The sequence below is a fragment of the Mycolicibacterium rhodesiae genome, from assembly GCF_002086695.1.
Lineage (GTDB): Bacteria > Actinomycetota > Actinomycetes > Mycobacteriales > Mycobacteriaceae > Mycobacterium > Mycobacterium rhodesiae.
The window spans coordinates 12,163-33,288 of sequence record NZ_MVIH01000015.1; the positions used below are offsets into that span (position 1 = coordinate 12,163).

The 21,126-nt window shown below is 64.5% G+C and carries 3 protein-coding genes; 1 reads left to right on the top strand and 2 read right to left on the bottom strand.

All coding sequences use genetic code 11. The features are described 5' to 3' along the window. The first annotated feature begins 23 nt into the window (after nt 1-23). Nucleotides 24-974, top strand: coding sequence for a metal-dependent hydrolase (locus tag BST42_RS23435; RefSeq protein WP_083121725.1), 951 nt, complete (start codon nt 24-26; stop codon nt 972-974). On the opposite strand, the gene BST42_RS23440 is transcribed toward BST42_RS23435, so the two are convergent. Continuing rightward, the gene (locus BST42_RS23440; RefSeq protein ID WP_165760910.1) at nt 971-16,570 is read right to left on the bottom strand and encodes a non-ribosomal peptide synthetase; all 15,600 of its coding nucleotides are present in this window, start codon (nt 16,568-16,570) and stop codon (nt 971-973) included. The genes BST42_RS23435 and BST42_RS23440 overlap by 4 nt on opposite strands. Then, nucleotides 16,557-21,104, bottom strand: a complete 4,548-nt coding sequence (locus BST42_RS23445; RefSeq protein WP_083121726.1) for a non-ribosomal peptide synthetase — start codon at nt 21,102-21,104, stop codon at nt 16,557-16,559. The genes BST42_RS23440 and BST42_RS23445 overlap by 14 nt, the downstream gene beginning before the upstream one ends. Nucleotides 21,105-21,126 lie beyond the last annotated feature (22 nt).

Here is a 21,126-nt window from a genome sequence, read left to right on the forward strand (position 1 = left end):
CGAGGAGACAAGGTGCGATTCAGGTGACCGATCTGCAGGTGCGAAAGATCCGATTCGCGTTCGCCGATTATCCGGTTCCCTTCAACTGGAATCCTTCCGATCCGGCGTTCTCCCTGGCAGCCAACGTGCTGTCGTTCCTGTTTCTGGCAATCGAGAAAATGATCAACGCAACGGTCCATGAGGCGTTGCCCACGATCACCGACCCCGAAATCGCCGACGAGGCTCTGGCGTTCGTCCGCCAAGAAGGCCAGCACAGCATGGCACATCGCCAGCACGCGAAAGCCCTCATCAAGGCTTACCCCGCCCTACGGGAGACCCTCGATGAAATCATGGCGGTCTATGACGATCTCACCGCCACGACCTCGGTGAAATATCGATTGGCGTACATCGCCGACCTGGAAGCAACCTTCACACCGACGTTCACAATGATGCTGAACAACGCCGACACCTTGTTCGCACCCGGCGACGATCGCGTGGCCTCATTGTTTCTCTGGCACTTCGTGGAAGAAATCGAGCACCGCAGCTCAGCGCTGATCATCTATGACGCCGTTGTCGGAGACCCCTGGTATCGCATGCGGATTGCGCCGCGGGTCTTCGGGCACGGCCAAGCGGTATTGGTGAAAGCCGCCGACAGCTTCAACAGCCGCATCCCGCTCGAGGAGCGAAAAGTAGACGCGATGTCGATATTCGGCAGCGAGTTGTGGAAAGCCGCACTCACCAAATGGGTTCCGTCCCTTCAGAAGTACCGGCCATTTGCGCCGTCCGAGCTCGGACCGACATATCGACTCTATTCCCACATCCCGATTCGTGAGCAGGTGGCCGTGGCCTACGGAGTCTTGCGGAGTCAGCTTCCCGGTCACAATCCCGCCAAACAGAAACTACCCCCGCTGGCAGCGCAATGGCTTGCCCGCTACGATGCGGGCTACGACGTCTCCCGCTGGTACTCCGCAGGTAATCAAACCTCGCGGGGCTAGCGGGCAGCGATCTGCTTGCCCAACTCTCGGACTGTAGGTGTGGCGAGAAAGGCTGGCAGTGTCACCCGCGAATCGAAGGCGGTGTTGACGGCGGCGACCGTCTGCATCGCCGACAGTGAATCCCCACCCAGATCGAAGAACGAGTCGTCAATCCCGACAATATCCACACCCAACACGCGGGCGTAGATACTGCACAGGGTCTTTTCGACGTCGGTTACCGGTGCGCTGTAGCCCCGGTGCTCGATCTTTGGCGCAGTCCGCAGCGGCTGGTGATCCCGAAGCTCCAACGGAGCGAGGGGCTGGCCGACATCTGCAACCAGCGACGCCAACGACCGGTTCAATTGTTCGATCAGGCGCTGAATACTGTTGTCGCCGAAGATATCTGCCCGATACTGGATTCGCAGCTCCAGCTCAGTGCCTGGCACCGCTTGTACCGTGAGTGGGTAGTGGTAGTAGTCACGGCTGTCGACGTCGGTGACATTCAACCCGTCCGCTCCCGACAACATCGACGTCTCGGCGGGATAGTTCTCAAACACAAAAACGGTGTCGAACAATTTTGACTGACCGGCGATTCGATGAATCTCATTGAGCCCCAGGAACTCATGGTCGAGTGTGCGGCTTCGACTGTCCTGCAGTTGGTCGAGCAGCCCGGCAACGGTGGTCTCGGCCGCAATCCTCACGCGCATCGGTACCGTGTTGATCAGCAGACCCACCATCGAGTCCGCGCCGGTGATCTCGGGTTGCCGCCCCGCAACCACGACGCCGAAGGCGACGTCACGCTGACCCGTCATTGCAATGAGTAGCTGCGTCCAGGCAGCCTGCAATACAGTGCTGACGGTGGTGTGGCGCGAACGGGCCAGCTCGTTCAATGCCTGTGTCATCTCCTCCGAAACCCGAAGCGAGATCACGCTTCGGGGCCCAACTCCCACGTCTGGTGGGCCGACCAACGTCGGGGTGCCAAAACCGTCAAGCACCTCTCGCCACGCTGAACGAGCGGCCGGCAGATCACGATCGGCCAGCCAGGTGATGAACCTGCGGTACGGCACGGCCGCCGGCAGGCGCTGCCCGTAATAGCCGGCGAACACTTCCTGCAGCAGGACAGTCGTCGACCAACCGTCGAGGAGGATGTGGTGATTGGTCAGCACGAGCCGGTGCTGATCGGGGGCAACACGGATCAACGCCGCCCGGAAAGCGCTCTGCGCAGCCAGATCACAGACCGCGGCGCGCTCCGCGGCGCTGAGCTGCGCGATCTTCCTATCGCGGTCCTCGGTCTCACGACTGACGTCGACGTACTGCCACGGCACCACCGGATTGGCGGGGATCACCTGGACCGGCTCCTGCCCGCCGGGTTCGCAGAACCGTGCCGCCAGGTTCGGATGTCGCTGTACCGCTGCCTGCACCGCTTCCTGCAGCCGGTACCGATCGAGCCGACCGTTCAGCGTGACGCTCATCTGCACGGCGTACACGTCGTCGCCTGAACTGTGAGCGACGCTGGCGTGGAACAACAATCCCTGCTGGAGCGGTGTCAGCGGCAGGACATCGGCGACTTCATGTTCCTGACACAGATCGTCGATCTGCTGCTGAGTCAGTCGCGCAGGAGCGATGTCCGAGGGCGTCAGTCCCCCACCGCCGCCATGCACATGCGCGCAGATACCGGCCAAGGCGTCGAACCAAAGCTCGGACAGGCGGGAGACCTGTGCATGGTCCAGAGCCGATAGCGCCCAGGTCCAGCCGGCCCGAAGGCGCGGGCCGTCAACGGTTTCCACGGTGCCGGCGTTGAGCTCGACGGTATGCATCAGCGGCATCGGGACGGCGGAGGCAGCACCAATCACCTTCCAGCCGTCCGCTCGGATCTCCCAGAAGTCGCCGGATACCTGGCCGCCACCGCCGCTCATCCGGCCTAGGTAGTTGAACCCTATCGTCGGGTCAGCTCCGCCCAGGTCCACATCATTGTTGAGGTAGCGCAGCAGTCCATAGGTCAACCCCTCGGGCAGCGCGCGGAGCTGCTCCTTGGCGTCCTTGATGATCGGGCCGAGCTCCGCATCGCCGGCGAGCACCTGGCCCCAGTCCAGTCCCCCGACCGCGAGCGATATTGGGTACTTGGTGGTGAACCACCCAACCGTGCGCGAAAGGTCTACGTCAGCCACCTCTTCTTGGCGTCCGTGCCCCTCGGCGTCAATGACTACCGGTGCGCCTGCGATGCCTAGAAATTCGGTCAACGCCAACCCGTACGCGATCAGCAGGATGTCATTGACCCCGGCATGGAACGCGGCAGGAACTTCGCCGAGCAGCATTCTGGTGGTCTCGCTGTCTAGTTCCACCGACAGGCTGCCGGCGTTGGCATAGGTGTCGACCACAGGCTGGACCGCCGGCAGTGGCGGGGGTATCGCCGCGATGTCCCGCCAGCGCTGAACCTGGTCCACAACCTCGGGGTGGTATGCGCGCTCGGTCAGGATCGACGCCCACCGAGCGAACGATGTCCGGGGGGTGTGCAGCTCGACGGGCTGACCGCCGTGAATTTGCGCCCAGGCGAGGTTGAAGTCCTCCAACAGGATTCGCCACGAGACGCCATCGACCGCCAGGTGGTGGGCGATCATCAGCAGCTGACCCGTAGGGACCGCCCACAGCGCACTGACCATTGCCCCGGTCGCCGGATTCAGCCGCGATCGGGCCTTGGTGACGGCCTCGTCTGACAGCACGTCGACCGTGTGCAGGCAAGTGCGAGCGTTCACAGATCCGGGCTCAGGCACGATCAGCGACCAGCCGCCGACGCCGTCGTCGTCGACCCGCATCCGCAGCATCGCATGCCGGTCCAGTACGGCTTGCAGCACCACCAGCACGTCGTCCTCGGTGACACCGACCGGCGCCTGGATCAACACGGTCTGGTTGAACTGATCGACCGGACCCTGAACGTCGTGCAGCCACTGGATGATCGGCGTCGCGAGCAACGGGCCGACGCCCTCGTCGATCACATCGGTGTCGCCGTCGGCGAGGGTCGCGACCCGGGCCAGCCCAGCCACCGTCTGTTCGACGAAGATGTCACGCGGCCGGCAGAGCACTCCAGCCGCGCGCGCCCGCGCGACCACCTGCATCGACAAGATGCTGTCGCCGCCGAGTTCGAAGAACGATTCGTCAACGCCGACCCGTTCCAGCCCGAGAACCTGCGCATAGATACCAGCCAGAACCTCTTCCATCGCATCAGAGGGAGCACGGTAGGAATTGACGTCCTGATAGTCCGGCGCCGGCAGAGCCTTGGTGTCGAGCTTGCCGTTAACCGTGAGTGGTAGCGCGTCAATGGCCACCACGACCGAGGGAACCATGTACGACGGCAACCGCTCACCGAGTGCGGCACGCACGGCGGCCGGGTCGACCTCGCCGGTGACGTAGCCGACCAAACGCTTATCTCCGGGGCGGTCCTCGCGGGCGATCACCACGGCCTGCACGACACCGTCCAATTCATTGAGCGCGGACTGGATCTCGCCGAGTTCGATCCGGTACCCGCGAATCTTGACCTGCTCGTCGGAACGCCCCATGTACCGAAGCTCGCCATCAGCACCCCACGCCATCAGGTCGCCGGTCCGATACATGCGCGCCCCCGGCTCCCCGAACGGGCAGGCCACAAACCGGGTCGACGACAACCCGGGCCGGCCGATGTATCCATCGGCGACGCCAGCGCCGGCGACGTACAGCTCACCGACTACGCCGGCCGGCACCGGCCGCAGCAGGGTGTCGAGGACGAAGAAGCCGAGATGGCCCAGCGGCACACCGATGGGGCTGACGGCGCTGTCCGCATCGCCGGCGACAATCTCCCGGAAGGAAGCATGCACGGTCGTCTCCGTGATGCCGTACATGTTGATCAGCCGCGGCGTGCCGGGTGGATGATTCTCCAGCCACGCCCGCATCTTCTGTGGTTCAAGCGCTTCCCCGCCGAACACCACGGTCTCGAGCTTCAGCTGGGAGCCGAGCTCGGGATTCGCCGCGTCGGCGGTCTGCAGTGCGTAGAACGCTGACGGGGTTTGACTCAAAACACCGACCTGCTCCGAAACCAGCAGGGCATGCAGGTCTTCCGGCGAGCGCACCACCGCGTCGGGTACCACGACCACGCGGCCGCCGTAGAGCAGCGCGCCCCAGATCTCCCACACCGAGAAGTCGAACGCCAGGGAATGGCACTGCGACCAGGCTAGCCCGGTCATGTCCATATCGGCGTCCAACGTCTGCAGCAGACGGATAACGTTTCGGTGCGGAATCGCCACGCCCTTGGGAGTTCCCGTAGTTCCCGAGGTGTAGATGATGTAAGCAACATCGTCGGGATGCGCCTGGGCTACTACGGCACCGGGATCGGCCGCCCCGTGAAACAGATCGTTCGTGTCGATCACCGAAAGAGCTTGTCCGTCAAGCAGTTCAGCGAGCGCAGTGGTGGTGACTGCTGCGACCGGCTTGGCATCGCTGAGCACGAACTGGCGCCGCACGTCGGGTACCGACGGGTCGATCGGCACATACGTGGCGCCGGTCTTCACCACTGCCACCATCGCGACGATCGCATCAGCCGACCGCGGCAGCAACAGCGCCACGCGTTGTCCCGGCCCGGCTCCTCGGCCGGCCAACACGCGCGCCGCTCGATCGGTCGCCTCGTCGAGCTCGCGGTACGTCATCGACACGCCTTCGAAGCTGACCGCCAACGCATCCGGCGTGCGCGCCGCCTGTGCGGCGAACAACGATGCGATCGTGTCCGGGGTGCTCACCGACTGGCTCAGGACCGCGCGGTTGCCGATCTGGTCGAGGTGCGCGCGCTCAGCGGGATCAAGAACATCAAGCGCCGACATCTGCTGTGCCGGATCGCCGGTCATCTCGGCCAGCACCCTCTGCAGCCGATCTACCAGGTTCTCGATCCTGACAGCGTCGAATACGTCAGTGCGGAATTCGACGGCGCCACCGATGCCGGCGGGTTCGCCGTCGTCGGTCCAGCGCTCCGCCAGATTGAAGGTGAGGTCCATGCGCGCGGTCTTGGTGTCCACCGCCATCGGTTCGACGTGCAACTCACCCAACGACAACCCGGCGGCGTCGCCGGCCTGCCAGCCAAAGTTCTGCCAGGCCAACACCACCTGCACCAGCGGGTGATGCGCCATGCTGCGGGTCGGCTTGAGCCGCTCGACCAGTACCTCGAACGGCACATCCTGATGCTCGTAGGCGGCCAGACTGCGCCGGCGCACCTGGGCCAGGAGTTCGGCGAACGAGGGGTTTCCAGACAGGTCGACACGCAATACCAAGGTATTGACAAAGAACCCGACCAGCTCATCAAGTGCGGTGTCCCCGCGTCCGGCGATCGGGAAGCCCACCGCTACATCATTGTTCGCGGAGAGATTGGACAGCAGCACCGCGAGAGCGGTCTGAATCACCATGAAGGGCGTCGCGTTGTTTTCGCGAGCCACTCGGCCCACTTGCTGCTGTAGTTCGGCCGGCCACTCCACATCGACTCGGGCGCCGCGGTAGTCGGCTACCAACGGGTAGGGGCGATCGGTGGGCAACTGTACCTGCTCGGGCATCCCCGCCAGGGCCACTTCCCAATAAGCCAGTTCCGCTGAGATGCGGCTGTCGATATCGTCCAGATCGCCCAGTTGCGACCGCTGCCACAGCGTGAAGTCGACGTACTGCACCGCAAGGTCAGCCCAGCCGGGAGCTTCATCGGCCGACCGGCTGGCATAGGCAACGCCCAGATCCCGCACCAGCGGTGCGATGGACCAGCCGTCCGCGGCGATGTGGTGCACGACGGCCACAAGCACGTGCTCATCGCCGGCAACGCGGAAAAGCCTGGCCTGCATGGGAATTTCGCTTGACAGGTCGAAGGTGTAGCGCGTCGTCGCATCGATCGCGTCGGCGAGCTCGTTCTCCGACCAGTCGGTGGCATCAATCACGGCCCAGCCGAAATCGGCAGCCTCGGTGGGCACGATGAGTTGTTGCGGTACGCCGTCAACCGCCGGGAAACGTGTTCGCAGGCTCTCCTGATGGTCGACCACATCGGCCAAGGCCGCGCAGAGGGCGTCAGCGTCCAGTTGTCCGTGGAGTCGCAGCGACACCGGCAGGTTGTAGATCGGGGACGGCCCTTGAAGCTGGTCGACGATCCACAAACGGTTCTGGGCGAAGGACAGCGGCACGACGTCGGGCCTCGGGCCAGCCACCAATGGCTCGGAACGGGTTTCGTCCCCGGAGATGCGAGGTGCCAACTGTGCAACGGTGGGCGACTCGAACAGCACCCTCACTGCGAGTACAGAACCCAGGCTGTTGTTGACGGCCGCGATCAGGCGCATCGCCGACAGCGAATCGCCACCCAGGTCGAAGAAAGAGTCGTCAACGCCGACGCGCTCAGTACCCAGCACCTGAGCGAAGATGCCCGCCAGAATCTCCTCGGTGGGAGTGCTTGGGGCTCGGTAATTTTCGGTGTCCAAGTAGTCCGGCGCCGGTAGCGCCCGGCGGTCCAGCTTGCCGCTGACGGTCAGCGGAAGTGCGGACAGTTTCAGCACCGCCGCCGGAACCATGTAAGCCGGTAGCCGTTCGGCGAGCGCAATACGAAGTTTGACCGGATCGGCTGTACCGGTGAAATAGCCCACCAGACGCGGATCTCCCGGGCGATCTTCGCGGGCGATCACCACCGCTTGCTCGACCCCGTCCAAACCCGCCAGAACCGCTTGGATCTCGCCGAGTTCAATGCGATACCCGCGGATCTTGACCTGCTCGTCCGCGCGGCCGAGATATTGCAGCTGCCCGTCGGTACGCCACCTCACCAGGTCGCCGGTGCGATACATGCGTGTGCCGGGTCCACCGAATGGGCATGGGACGAAACGTGAAGCCGTCAACCCGGTCCGGCCGATATAGCCGACACCGACGCCGCTGCCCGCCACGTACAGCTCACCGATGACTCCCTCCGGTACCGGCTGCAATCGCTCGTCGAGGACGAACAAAGCGACGGTCGGCGGCGGCGCGCCGATCGGCACCTCGGCACCCACCGTCAGGGGTCTACTCATGGTTGCGTACACGGTGATCTCTGTGGGCCCGTAGGCGTTGACGACCACCCGGCCGGGCGCCCACTGATCGACCACATCGGGCGGACAGGCCTCGCCGCCGAGCAGCACTGCTACCGACTCCAGTCCCTTCGGATTCAAAGCGGCCACCGCAGAAGGTGTTTGAGTGAGGACGTTGACATGCTCCCGGACCAGCAGGGCGTGGAACTCGTCCGGTGACCGGACTACCGCTTCGGGCACCACCACTAGCCGCCCGCCGCCGAGAAGCGCAGCCCAGATCTCCCACACCGAGAAGTCGAAGGCATAGGAATGACATTGCGTCCACACCTGGTCGGCAGGCAGATCCGGGTGCGCCGCTGCTGCCAAATGACCGAGGTTGCGGTGCGACAGCGCAACGCCTTTGGGCGTACCCGTCGTGCCCGACGTGTAGATGAGATAGGCAATATCGTCCGGGGACGGCGCCGGTGGCGGGGTGCTCGGCTGGTGCACGACGCCCGGGTCATCGATATCGACGACCACCAGACCGTGGCCATGCAGCCGCGACCGCAATCCGGCGGTCGTGACGGCGGCGACCGGTTGGGCATCAGTGAGCATGAAATCGGTACGCGCTTCCGGCAGCCCGGGATCGATCGCCAGGTAGGCGGCGCCTACCTTGAGCGCAGCCAGCATGACGACGACGGCATCCGCCGAGCGCTCCAGCATCAACGCCACGCAGTCGCCGGCACCGACACCTGCGCCAGAAAGCCGGTGCGCCCACCGGTTTGCCGAATCCTCGAGTTCCCGATAGGTCATCGACAGATCGCCGGATGTCAGCGCAACAGCCTCCGGGGCGCGAGCGACCTGCGCGGCGAACAACTCTGGAACCGATACCGCCTCGACCGCACGCGCAGTCAGCACCGCGCGATTGCCCACCTCGTCAAGACGCGTACGCTCGGCGGAGTCAAGCACATCGATTGATGAGACCCGCCGGGTCGGGTCGGCGGTCATCGCCACCAACACCCGCTCCAGCCGCACAACCAGTGTCTCGATGCTCGTCGCATCGAAGACATCGGTGCGGAATTCCACCATGCCAACGATCCCGGTCGGCTCACCAGTGTGGGTCCAGCGTTCGGTCAATGAGAAGGCGAGATCAATCCGTGCGGTGTGCGTGTCGAGCGGCAGCTGCGTGACCTGGAGCTCCCCCAATGCGAGCGCAATGTCTTCGCTGGCTTCCCCAGGCAGGTTTTGCCAGGCCAGCATTACCTGGACCAGGGGATGGTGGTTGAGCGACCGAGTCGGGTTGATCCGTTCGACGACGGCCTCGAAAGGTACATCTTGGTGCTCGTAGGCAGCCAGGCTGCGGGTCCGCACCTGCGCCAGGAGGTCGGCAACCGTGGGGTCACCGCCGACGTCGACGCGCAACACCAATGTATTGACGAAGAATCCCACCAGTGCGTCGAGTGCGGGGTCGCTGCGCCCGCCGATCGGGAATCCCACCGCCACATCGGAACTCGAGCTCACCTTGCCCAGCAGCAAAGCCAGCGCAGCCTGTACTAGCATGAAGCTGGTCGCGTTGTGCTCGCGGGCCACCGCAGCGATCCGCTGCTGCAGCTCGACGGGCCACTCCCATCCGATCGTGGCGCCTCGTTGATCGGCCACCGGCGGATAGGGCCGGTCGGTCGGCAACTGCAGCCGCTCGGGCATGCCTGCCAGCGCGTCCTGCCAGTACCCCAGCTGTTCGGCGATGAGGCTATTGTCGTCGTCCAGGTCTCCGAAATGCGCGCGCTGCCACAAGGTGTAATCGACATATTGGACTGGCAATTCGACCCAGACCGGGTCCAGCCCAGCGGATCGGCAGACGTAGGCTACGCCCAAGTCATTCACAAACGGTCCCATCGAGAGACCGTCGGCAGCGATGTGGTGTACGACCGCCACGACCACATGCTCGATGTCGCTGACGCGGAACAGTCGCGCCTGCATGGGGATCTCGGCAGCCAGATCGAACGAGTGCAGGGCGACCGCACTGACAGCTTCATCCAGCTGAGCTTGAGACCAGCCGCCCGCATCAACCACGTCCCAACCGAAGTCTGCCTGCTCGGCCGGCACCACCAGCTGCTGAGGTATGCCCTCCGGCGCGACAAACTTCGTGCGCAGGCTCTCGTGGCGTCCCACGACGTCGGCCAGCGCAGCTCCCAGCGCATCGGCATTGAGCGGTCCGTCCAACCGTAGGCCGACCGCCATGTTGTAGGTCGGAGAAGGCCCCTGCAACTGGTCAAGGAACCACAACCGGTTCTGCGAGAACGACAACGGGATCACCGAAGGCCGCGCCATAGCGCCCAACGGCTTCAGCCGATCGTCGTCCCCGCCGATGCGTGGCGCCAACTGGGCGACCGCGGGCGCCTCGAACAACGTCCGAACCGAAAGATGAGTGTTCAGGCCGGTATTGACAGCGGCGATCAGGCGCATCGCCGACAGCGAATCCCCACCGAGGTCAAAGAACGAGTCGTCCACGCCGACGCGGCTCAACCCCAGAAGCCTGGCGTAGATCCCGACCAGGATCTCCTCCATCGCGGTGGCCGGCGGACGGTAAGAGTCGGTGTCCGCGAATTCCGGTGAAGGAAGGGCCCGTCGGTCGAGCTTGCCGTTGACAGTCATCGGCAGTGTGTCGACGATCATGATCGCAGCCGGAACCATATATCCTGGCAGGCGTTCTGCCATCGCGGCCCGCACCCTGGCGGGATCGACCGAACCGATGACGTAACCCACCAGACGCTTGTCGCCGGGGCGGTCCTCGCGGACCATCACGGCCGCCTGCGCAACTCCATCTACCTCGGCGAGCACCGCACGAACCTCGCCGAGTTCGATGCGGTACCCGCGAATCTTAACCTGCTCGTCGGCGCGCCCGACGTACCGCAGCTCGCCGTCAGTGCCCCACCGGACCAGATCCCCGGTGCGATACATCCGATCGCCGGGTGCGCCGAACGGACAAGCGACGAAGCGCGACGACGACAACCCTGGGCGTCGCCAATATCCCAAAGCAGCTTGCGGCCCAGCTACATACAGGTCGCCGACGACACCAGCTGGAACCGGACGCATCCACTGGTCGAGCACGAAAAACGCCAGGTCCGACAACGGGCCACCAACCGGGCTGACATCGGAATCGGCATCCCCGTCGACAATCTCCCGGAACGACGCGTGCACCGTCGTCTCGGTGGTGCCGTACATATTCAGCAGACGCGGTGTGCCCTGGTGACGGTCTATCCAGGCGCGAAGCCGTCGTGGTTCAAGCGCTTCACCGGCGAAGATCACCGCCTGCAGCTTCAGCTGACGTCCGAGCTCGGGTTGAATCGCGTCGGCGGTCTGCAGCGCATAGAACGCAGACGGTGTCTGGGACAGGACGGTGACCTGTTCTGCGGCCAAAAGCGCGTGGAATTCTTCCGGCGCGCGGGCAACCGACTCGGGTACCACCACCAGCCGTCCGCCGTACAGTAGCGCGCCCCACATCTCGCAGACCGAGACATCGAATGCCAGCGAATGCCACAACGACCACACCTGCTCAGCCATAGCGATCTTGGCGTCCATAGCGGCGAGCAGCTGGGTCACATTCTGGTGGGTGATGGCGACACCTTTGGGGATCCCGGTAGTGCCCGATGTGTAGATCAGGTAAGCGATGTCGTCGGGAGCCGGTCCTTGCGGCGCGGTGTTCGGCTGGCTTGCGACGGCGGGGTCATTCGGGTCGATGATTCGCTGGTTCTGCCCAGACAGCCGTTCGGCGGACTCGGGGGCGGCGATTATGGCCACCGGAGCGGCGTCTCCCAACACAAGCTGCATACGCGCCGACGGGGCGGCCGGATCGATCGGCACATAGGCCGCGCCGGTCTTGAGCACCGCCAAAATCGACACGATCGCATCAGCCGAACGCTGCAACACCAGCGCCACGCGCTGTCCCGGGCCAATCCCCTTGCCTGCCAAGAAGTGTGCGAATCGGTTGGTTATCTCATCGAGCTCGCGGTAGGTCCAGGTGCGCTCGCCCCATGTGAGCGCCCCGGTCTCCGGGGCGCGTGCCACCTGCGCGGCGAACAAGGCGGGGATCGTATTCAGCGGCTGAGCTGTTTTTCTCAGTGCGGCGCGGTTGCTCCACCGATCCACGTCGACGTGTTCGACGTCGCCCAGTATGTCGATCGTGGAGAGCGGCTGGGCTGGGTCGGCGGTCATGGCCGCGAGTACGCGCTTGAACCGCTCGATCAGTGCTTGCACATCGGCCGCGTCGAACAAGTCGGCGTCGTACTCGACGCGCAGGGTCAGCTCGTCGCCCGGCAGGGCCTGCATCGCGATGGGGTAATGGTTGTACTCGCGGTGCGCGAAGTCCGTTACCTCCAAACTGGCATCGCCCGACAGTTCCGCGACAGCGATTGGATAGTTCTCGTAGACGAAGAACGTGTCGAAAAGGTGGTCCTGACCCGTCACGCGATGAATCTCACTGAGCGACAAGTGCTGATGGTCCAGCGTCTGAGCGTGATCATTCTGCAACTGATCGAGCAGATCCGAGGTAGTGGTCGACGTCGCAATCCTGACCCGCACCGGCACGGTATTGGTCAGCAAGCCCACCATCAGGTCCGCGCCCAACACCTCATCGGACCGCCCCGACACCGAGGTCCCGAATGCGACATCACGCTGTCCGGTCAGCGACATCAACACCCGCGCGAAAGCGCCCTGCAACACCGTGCTGACCGTGGTCTGACAGGAGCGGGCCAACTCACCGACGGCCCGCGTGATCTGCTCGGACGCCGTCGAGCAGACAACCTCGCGCCGTCCCAGACTGGCCCGGCCTGCAGCACCCAGCAGCGTCGGAGTGTCGAACCCTGCCAGCACCCGACGCCAGGCGGTGCGAGCAGCATCAAGATCGCGATTGGTCAACCAAGTGACGAATCGTCGATACGGCGCGGCCGGACGGAGCCGTCGCCCGCAATAGCTCGCAAACACCTCGCTCAGCAGGATCGGTAGCGACCAGCCGTCCAGCACGATGTGGTGGTTGGTCAACACGAACCGGTACCGATCGGGTGCGGTACGGATCAGCGCGGCCCGCAACGCCGGCTGATTGCCCAACTCGCACACCGCGATACGTTCGGCTGCGCAAACCTGCGCGATCAGGGCCTCGCCGTCGGCCCCATCCAACTCGAAGTACTGCCAGGGCACCGCAGGCTCGGCAGGAATGACCTGTACCGGTTCGTCGAACCGTTGAGAGAACCGGGCCGCGAGGTTGGGGTGACGGCCCACCACCGCCTGTACCGCCGCGTTCAGCCGGTCCGGATCGAGCGGACCGGTCACGTTCACGTACAGCTGAACCGCGTAGACATCGTCGCCACCCAGCGCCGCACTCGCGTGGAACAACAATCCCTGTTGCAACGGAGTCAGTGGCAGAACGTCAGCGATCCGCATGGCGTCGTTGGACCCCGTCGAGCTGCTCTTGGCGACGACGGGTGTCGGAGCGGGCGACTCGGCGACAGCCGGCTCCGGCCGAGCCTCGTCCCCACCGATGAGTACCGCCAACCGCGCGACCGTGGGCGCTTCGAACAGCGCCCGCACCGAAAGCCGAGTCTTCAAGCCGGTATTGACCGCGGCGATCAGTCGCATCGCGGACAGCGAGTCCCCGCCCAAATTAAAGAACGGATCGTCCACGCTGACGCGCTCCACACCCAGAACCTTGGCGTAGATGTCGGCGAGCACCTCCTCCACCACGGTCGACGGCGGACGGTAATGGGTGGCGTCGGAGAACTCGGGTGCCGGTAGGGCTTTAGTGTCGAGCTTGCCGTTGACCGTCAGCGGTAACGCGTCGATCGCGACGACGGCGGCAGGAACCATGTAGGCCGGGAGCCGCTCTGCCACAGCCGCACGGACTTTCACCGGGTCGGCAGACCCGGTGATGTAGCCAACCAGGCGCTTGTCACCGGCACGGTCCTCGCGGGCGATCACGACCGCCTGCTCGACCCCATCGACATCGTTCAGCGCAGCCTGGATCTCGCCAAGCTCGATCCGATAGCCGCGGATCTTGACCTGCTCGTCAGCACGCCCCACGTACTCGAGCTGCCCGTCGGCGTTCCAGCGCACCAGGTCGCCGGTGCGATACATCCGCGATCCCTGCGCCCCGAACGGGCATGCCACGAAACGTGTTCCAGACAATCCCGCCCGGCCGACGTAGCCATAGGCCAATCCGGAGCCGGCCACATAGAGTTCGCCGACCACACCCGCAGGGACCGGCTGCAACCAGCCGTCGAGAACAAAGAAACCGAGATTGGCCAGCGGACGCCCGATCGGGCTGACCGCGTTGTCGGTATCAGCAGGGAGGACTTCGCGGAACGAGGCGTGCACCGTCGTCTCGGTGATGCCATACATGTTGATCATCCGCGGCGAGCCGGGATGATTCTGCAACCAGGCCCGAAGACGGTGTGGTTCAAGGGCTTCCCCACCGAACACCACAGCCTTGAGCGCAAGCTGCTTCGAAGCCTCCATGGGCGCGTCAACACTTTGCAGCGCGTAGAACGCCGACGGGGTTTGGCTCAACACGTCGACCCGCTCGGCAACCAACAAGGCGTAGAAGTCTTCTGCCGAGCGGACAACCGCATCAGGCACGACGACCACCCGGCCGCCATACAACAGAGCACCCCAGATCTCCCACACCGAAAAGTCGAACGCCAGCGAATGGCACTGCGTCCACACCTGTTCCGCCAGCTCCATATCGGTGGCCAGCGCCGCCAGCAGACGGGTGACGTTCTGATGCGGAATAGCCACACCCTTGGGCGTGCCGGTGGTGCCCGACGTGTAGATGATGTACGCGATATCGTCCGGCGCAGGCCCTGGCAGCGCCGTACTCGGCTGGCTATCGACGACCTCATCGTGAAAGTCGACGACCAGCAGATCCCGTCCACCGAGATAGGGACGCAGCTCAGCTGTGGTGATCGCGGCGACCGGCGCGGCGTCGTCGAGCACGAACTCCATCCGCGCCTCCGGCACCGACGGATCGATCGCAACATAAGTCGCACCGGTCTTCAGCACCGCCAAGATCGCCGCGATCGCCTCATCCGACCGCGGCAACAACAACGCCACCCGCTGACCCGGACCCGCACCATGCGAAACCAAGACATGAGCCAACCGATTCGTCGCCTCATCCAACGCGCGATACGACCACGACCGCTCACCACAACTCAACGCCACCGCATCCGGCACCCGCGCCACCTGCTCAGCGAACAACGCCGGAATCGAGACCGGCGCGCTCATCGGTTCCACAAGCACAGCCCGATTGCCCCACACCCCAAGAGAATCCCGCTCCACGCGATCAAGCACATCGATCGACGACAACCGCCGCGTGGGATCCGCCGTCATCGCGACCAACACTCGTTCGAGTCGCTCGATGAGAGCTTCGACATCGGCCGCGTCGAATACGTCCGTGTCGAACTCGACGCGCAGCATCAGCTCGTCGCCGGGTACCGCCTGTATCGCGAGGGGGTAGTGGTTGTATTCGTGGTGGGCGAAGTTGGTTACAGCCAGCCCGTCGGTGCCTGATAGCTTGGCGGCGTCGATCGGATAGTTCTCGTAGACGAAGAACGTGTCGAACAGCTGGTCCTGCCCCGTGGCACGGTGAATCTCGTTGAGCGCCAAGTGCTGATGGTCCAGGGTCTGAGCATGATCGTTCTGCAGCTGGTTCAGTAGGTCGGCTGTGGTGGTCTCCGCCGTGATGCCGGCCCGCACCGGCACGGTGTTGATCAGCAGCCCCACCATGGAGTTCGCGCCCAGCATCTCATCCGGCCGGCCGGACACGGTGGTGCCGAATGCGACATCGCGCTGAGAAGTCAGCGACATCAATGCGCGGGCATAGGCGCCTTGCAATACCGTGCTGACAGTCGTGTGGCATGAGCGCGCCAACTCGCCAACTGCCCGCGTGATGTCCTCGGACAGCTGAAACGACGCGACGTCGCGGCCGCAGGGTTCCTGGCCCACCGGCCTGACGAGCGTCGGGGTATCGAAACCGGCCAGCACCTCACCCCATGCCGCACGCGCGGCATGGAGATCGCGGCCGGTCAGCCAGGTGACAAACCGCCGGTAGGGTGCCGCCGGCGGCAGGCGCCGGCCGTAATAGCTCGCAAATACCTCACCCAGCAGGATCGGTAACGACCAACCGTCCAAGACGATGTGGTGGTTGGTCAGCACGAACCGATATTCGTCGGCGCCCGTGCGAATCAGCGCCGCACGAAACGCGGGCTGATTGCCAAACTCGCACACCGCGATACGTTCGGACGCGCAGAATTCCGCGATCTGTTCCTCGCTGCCGTCGGCATCCATCTCGACGTACTGCCAGGGCACCGTCGGCTCGGCGAGGATGATCTGGACCGGCTCGTCGTACTTTTGGGAGAACCGTGCCGCCACGTTGGGATGACGGGCCACGACTGCCTGCACTGCCGCGTGTAACCGCTCGGGATCCAGGGGACCACTCAAGCTGACATACAGCTGTACTGCATAGACGTCGTCGTCACCTTGCGCCGCGCCGGCGTGGAACAACAACCCCTGCTGCAGAGGAGTCAGAGGCAGTACATCAGCTATCTGCATACTGCCGCTGAAGCTCGTCGATCTGCTCCTGGGTCAAGCTCGCCGCGATATCCGACGGCGTCAACCCGCCGCCACCGCCTTGCACATGTGCGCAGATGCCGGTGAGTGCCTCAAACCACAACTGGCTCAAGCGGTTGACCTGCGCCTGATTCAGCGCAGACGGCGCCCACGTCCAGGTCGCGGACAGGCACGGCCCGGCGTCGGTGTCCACCGTGCCGGCATTGAGCTCCAAGGTGTGCACCAGCGGGATGGGCGGCTTCACCCTCGGGCTGATGTCCGCCAAACCGTCCCAGCAGATCTGCCATGCGTCACCGGATGTCTCGGCGGATGTCGCACCCTGGCGACCCAGGTAGTTGAACCCGATCACCGGATCGGACCCGTCTAGGTCGACCTCGGCATTCAGGTAGCGCAGGGCACCGTAATTCAGCCCGTCCGGCAGGGCGCGAAGCTGCTCTTTCGCGGCCTTGACCACCGTGCCCAGCCTGGCGTCGCCGGCGACTACCTGCGCCCAGCTCAGCCCGCTCACTTCCAGGGACACGGGATATTTGGCAGTGAACCAGCCCACCGTGCGCGACAGGTCGACCTGCTCGACCGGGTCGACCACCATTTCATCGTCGCGCCCGTGACCCTCGACATCAATGGCGATCGGTGTGCCGCAGGTGCCCAAGAATTCTGTTGCGGCCAAAGCGAATGCGATCAGCATGACCTCGTGCACACCGGCATGAAACGCCGCGGGCACCTCACCGAGCAGTGTCTGAGTGGTCTCGATGTCGAGAACTGCCGTCAGGTTCCCTGCAGTCACCAACGTGTCCGCGTTGGGATCCGCTTCAGGCAAGGCGGACGGTGTCGCGGCGATCTGCCGCCAGCTATCGGCCTCGGCCACGACATCGGCGCGATGCGCGTGCTCATCGAGCAACGACGCCCATCGAGCGAATGACGTCCCCGGCTCGGGGAGGGCGACCGGTCCACCGGCGCGGTGCTGAGCCCATGCGACGTTGAGGTCCTCCAAAAGGATTCGCCACGACACCCCGTCGATCGCCAGATGATGGATGATCGCCACTAATCGACTCGTCGAGGTCACCCACACAGCGCTCAACATGACGCCGGCGGACGGGTTCAACTGCGTTCCGGCATGGAGTACGGCGTCGTCGGTGAGTACATCGACGGTGTGCAGGCGCCCACGGGCGTCCACCGAACATGCCCCGGGCACCTCCAGCGACCAGCGGCCGTCATCGTCACGGTTGACCCGCAGCCGCAGCATGGCGTGCCGATCCAGCAGAAGCTGCAGCATGTCGAGCACATCAGCCTCGGTGGTGCCGACCGGAGCCTGGACCACCACCGTCTGATTGAAGTGGGCAACCGGGCTGCCTGCCGCTTCCAGGCTCTCGAGCCAGCGGATGATCGGCGTAGCGGTCACCGGACCGGCGCCGTCTGCAGCCAAGTCACCGTCGGCGTCGACCACCTTGGCCACCTGCGCCAGGCGCGCCACGGTCTGCTCGACGAAAACATCACGCGGACGGCACAACACGCCCGCTGCCCGCGCGCGGGCGACCACCTGCATCGACAGGATGCTGTCGCCGCCCAGCTCGAAGAACGACTCGTCCACACCGACCCGATCGAGTCCGAGAACCTGGGCGTAGATCCCGGCCAGGATCTCCTCTACCGCATCGGCAGGGGCGCGATAGGACTCGACATCCTGATACTCGGGTGCCGGTAGGGCTTTAGTGTCGAGCTTGCCGTTGACCGTCAGCGGTAACGCGTCGATCGCGACGACGGCGGCAGGAACCATGTAGGCCGGGAGCCGCTCTGCCACAGCCGCACGGACTTTCACCGGGTCGGCAGACCCGGTGATGTAGCCAACCAGGCGCTTGTCACCGGCACGGTCCTCGCGGGCGATCACGACCGCCTGCTCGACCCCATCGACATCGTTCAGCGCAGCCTGGATCTCGCCAAGCTCGATCCGATAGCCGCGGATCTTGACCTGCTCGTCAGCACGCCCCACGTACTCGAGCTGCCCGTCGGCGTTCCAGCGCACCAGGTCGCCGGTGCGATACATCCGCGATCCCTGCGCCCCGAACGGGCATGCCACGAAACGTGTTCCAGACAATCCCGCCCGGCCGACGTAGCCATAGGCCAATCCGGAGCCGGCCACATAGAGTTCGCCGACCACACCCGCAGGGACCGGCTGCAACCAGCCGTCGAGAACAAAGAAACCGAGATTGGCCAGCGGACGCCCGATCGGGCTGACCGCGTTGTCGGTATCAGCAGGGAGGACTTCGCGGAACGAGGCGTGCACCGTCGTCTCGGTGATGCCATACATGTTGATCATCCGCGGCGAGCCGGGATGATTCTGCAACCAGGCCCGAAGACGGTGTGGTTCAAGGGCTTCCCCACCGAACACCACAGCCTTGAGCGCAAGCTGCTTCGAAGCCTCCATGGGCGCGTCAACACTTTGCAGCGCGTAGAACGCCGACGGGGTTTGGCTCAACACGTCGACCCGCTCGGCAACCAACAAGGCGTAGAAGTCTTCTGCCGAGCGGACAACCGCATCAGGCACGACGACCACCCGGCCGCCATACAACAGAGCACCCCAGATCTCCCACACCGAAAAGTCGAACGCCAGCGAATGGCACTGCGTCCACACCTGTTCCGCCAGCTCCATATCGGTGGCCAGCGCCGCCAGCAGACGGGTGACGTTCTGATGCGGAATAGCCACACCCTTGGGCGTGCCGGTGGTGCCCGACGTGTAGATGATGTACGCGATATCGTCCGGCGCAGGCCCTGGCAGCGCCGTACTCGGCTGGCTATCGACGACCTCATCGTGAAAGTCGACGACCAGCAGATCCCGTCCACCGAGATAGGGACGCAGCTCAGCTGTGGTGATCGCGGCGACCGGCGCGGCGTCGTCGAGCACGAACTCCATCCGCGCCTCCGGCACCGACGGATCGATCGCAACATAAGTCGCACCGGTCTTCAGCACCGCCAAGATCGCCGCGATCGCCTCATCCGACCGCGGCAACAACAACGCCACCCGCTGACCCGGACCCGCACCATGCGAAACCAAGACATGAGCCAACCGATTCGTCGCCTCATCCAACGCGCGATACGACCACGACCGCTCACCACAACTCAACGCCACCGCATCCGGCACCCGCGCCACCTGCTCAGCGAACAACGCCGGAATCGAGACCGGCGCGCTCATCGGTTCCACAAGCACAGCCCGATTGCCCCACACCCCAAGAGAATCCCGCTCCACGCGATCAAGCACATCGATCGACGACAACCGCCGCGTGGGATCCGCCGTCATCGCGACAAGCACCTCAAGCAGGCGTCTGGTCACCTCGGCGGCATCCCAATCGGCGAACAAGTGGCCCAGCGTGCTCAGCGAGAGGTCGTCGCCGAGCCCCGAGAAGGTGAATCCTCTGCTGGCGCCAAGACCGGAGTTGGTCATGTTGGCTTCAGCCGGGGCACCGCCGAAATCCAAATTGAATGCGGCCGGGAAGAAGTTGATGACCATCCGGCCCGCGGTCTGGGTGCCGCGCTCGAGCGCGTGCACCGGATACCGCTGATGCCGAACGGCTTCGGTGATCTGGGTGTCGACGTGTTGGCAGAAATCGCGCACCGAAGTCTCGGCCGGGGTGCTCAACACCAGCGGCACCAAACCGGCGGCATTTCCGGGCAGCGTTTTCAGCTCCGGGCGGATCCGCCGGCTGACGGGGAAGTCGAACACCACCTCTGAACCCTCGGCACTGCGCCCGCGCACCAGCAGTGCGGTCGCCGCGGCGACGATCGAAGTGCGCGGGATGTCCCATGCGTGGGCCAGTTCGTCGACCCGCCGAAGCACGGCGGGGTCCAGAGGAACCGGCAGTGAACGCCAGCCCCCGTCGTCGGAGCCGTCGGGCAGTGGATTGTCCGATCCGTTGCCGGAGGGAAGGTGCGCGGTCCAGTACGCCTGATCGTCCGAAAAGTCGCCGGACGCTTCGTATTCCGATTCGCATTCCAGCAATTCCCGTAGTGAACCGAAGAATGCGGGCGGGACGAGATCGCCCGAAATGGTCGCGGAGTAAATCGATGCGAGGCGATTGACCAGCAACCAAATTCCGGCGCCATCGATGACGATGTGGTGAAAGCAGCCGAAAATATAGAATTCCGCGGGCCCGGTCTCGAACAACGCGTATTTGAACAGCGGCCCCGAGAACGGCATAGGCGTGCGCTGGATCGACAGTGCCATCTCGTGCACGGCGTGGGCCGGATCGCTGGAACCGCTGAGGTCGCAGAAGTTGAGCTCGATCTCGTCGTAGTCGATCACCCGCTGGAAGACATGGCCGTCCTCCTCGAAAAATGCCGCTCGGACCGGTTCGGCTTCGCGCATCGCGCGCTGCAGCGCCCACTCGAAGGCGTCGCGTTCCAGCATGCCTTCGACTCTCAGTAGCATGCCGATCTGCCAGTCGGTACCAGCGTGACCCGTCTCCTGCGCGAGCCAGATGTCCAGCTGTGCACGCGTCAGCGGCAGCGCATCCTCGTTGAACTCCATCAAGACTCCCAGACCCAAACCG